Source organism: Nonlabens dokdonensis (genome assembly GCF_002162835.1).
GTDB classification, from domain to species: Bacteria; Bacteroidota; Bacteroidia; order Flavobacteriales; family Flavobacteriaceae; genus Nonlabens; species Nonlabens dokdonensis_B.
The window spans coordinates 1-1,760 of the sequence record NZ_MAAX01000162.1 but is presented as its reverse complement, the minus strand read 5'-3'; the positions used below and the strand labels follow the sequence as shown (position 1 = coordinate 1,760).

Annotated in this window: 2 protein-coding genes; both read left to right on the top strand. The window is 34.3% G+C overall.

Annotated features, from left to right (window positions below; all coding sequences use genetic code 11):
* A partial coding sequence (locus A9Q93_RS10585) for a CPBP family intramembrane glutamic endopeptidase (protein ID WP_303687370.1) occupies positions 1-615 on the top strand: 615 nt, incomplete at its 5' end.
* Positions 587-1,642: an AMP-binding protein gene (locus A9Q93_RS10580; protein WP_303687369.1), complete on the top strand. Its 1,056-nt coding sequence runs from the start codon at positions 587-589 to the stop codon at positions 1,640-1,642. The genes A9Q93_RS10585 and A9Q93_RS10580, both read left to right, overlap by 29 nt.
* Positions 1,643-1,760: the final 118 nt, after the last annotated feature.

Here is a 1,760-nt window from a genome sequence, read left to right as displayed (position 1 = left end):
TCTATAGCTACAACAGTGATAAGTTATTACATCGATCCAGAAATTTATATATGGAACTTTGATGCCACAAATTTTATTATCCTAGCGATTATAGCGGTAATTTTAGTACCTATTCAAACTACTTGGGAAGAATTATTGTTCAGAAGTTATGCCATGCAAGGATTAGGTATAATTGCAGGTAATAGAGCTGTTTCATACATAGTTACTTCGACTGTATTTGGATTAATGCATATCTTTAATCCTGAAATCGCTAAAATGGGTTACATCGTTATGATCTGGTATATAGGAACTGGATTTTTGCTAGGAACGATGACTTTAATGGACGAAGGAACAGAGCTCGCCATAGGTTTTCATGCAGCAAATAACCTATTCATTGCATTACTTGTTACAGCAGACTGGACTGCTTTTCAAACGGATTCATTGCTTATAGATACTTCTGACCCAACAGCAACATGGCAAACTTTTGTGCCTATGTTTATATATTATCCAGCTTTAATTTTATTATTTGCCAAAAAATATAAGTGGAGTAACTGGAAAGACAAATTATTTGGTGCTATAGAAGTGCCAGCTTTAAAAAACGAGTATTATGATACCAACGGTACATCCCAATTTTAGATTAAATGGACATTCATTAAACAATGAAGGAGTCGCCATTGTAGCTTATAGTTATATTAAAGAAGGCGAAGAGTGGGAAAAGCAAGTCGGTGATTTCTTATTGAGCTGGTTAGATAATTATGACGTGGTGACTGTAAGAACAAGTGGTTCTACTGGTGTTCCTAAAGAATATAAATTATTAAAGCAGCACATGATTAATAGTGCTGAGATGACAGGAAAGCGTTTTAATATAGGAGAAGAAAAAGAGGCGCTATGTTGTTTACCACTAAGTTATATAGCTGGAAAAATGATGTTAGTTAGAGCCATGACGTTAGGATGGCATCTGGACCTCGTGGAGCCTAGCACAACTCCTTTAAAAAAGGCAGAGAAACGATACGACTTTACTGCTATGTCTCCATTGCAAGTGTCTAAATCGCTAGATGATATTCACAAAACTAGAAAAGTCATTATAGGCGGTGGAGCAGTTTCTAAGAGTTTAATAGAAAAACTAGATAGAAAACATACAAAGGCTTACCACACTTACGGCATGACAGAGACTTGTTCTCACATTGCAGTGAGGCAGTTGTATCCTAGATATGATCAGTATTATACAGTGTTAGAAGATATAGATATAGAAAAAGATGAACAAGGAAAGCTTGTGGTTCACGCTCCTAAATTATCTAATACAACACTAATAACAAATGACCTTGTAGAATTGGTAGGAGATAACCAGTTTAAAGTTTTGGGTAGAATAGATGATGTCATAAATACAGGTTCAGTAAAAGTTCACCCTACACAAATTGAAGAGAAATTGTCAAAGTATCTGTCAGGAAGTTTCTTTATCTCAGGACAGGTCGATGAAGAATTAGGTCAAAAGGTAATTTTAGTAGTGGAAGGTGAGCAAAGAGAATTGAAAGATGCCTTCATCAAGCTTGATAAATTTGAGAAGCCTAAAGAGGTTTTCTTTATAGATCAATTTGATACAACACATACAGGCAAAATAGATAAACGATCTAACTTAGAGAAACTCTTCTCTAAAAACAGATAATTACTTGCTCATTAAAAAAAAATAACCCCATCTAAATATTTAAATTTAAATGGGGTTATCTTCTTTGTGAGATAAAATTTCTAGTGATCTAACTTTTTTGCAATAGCATTAGTAGCTT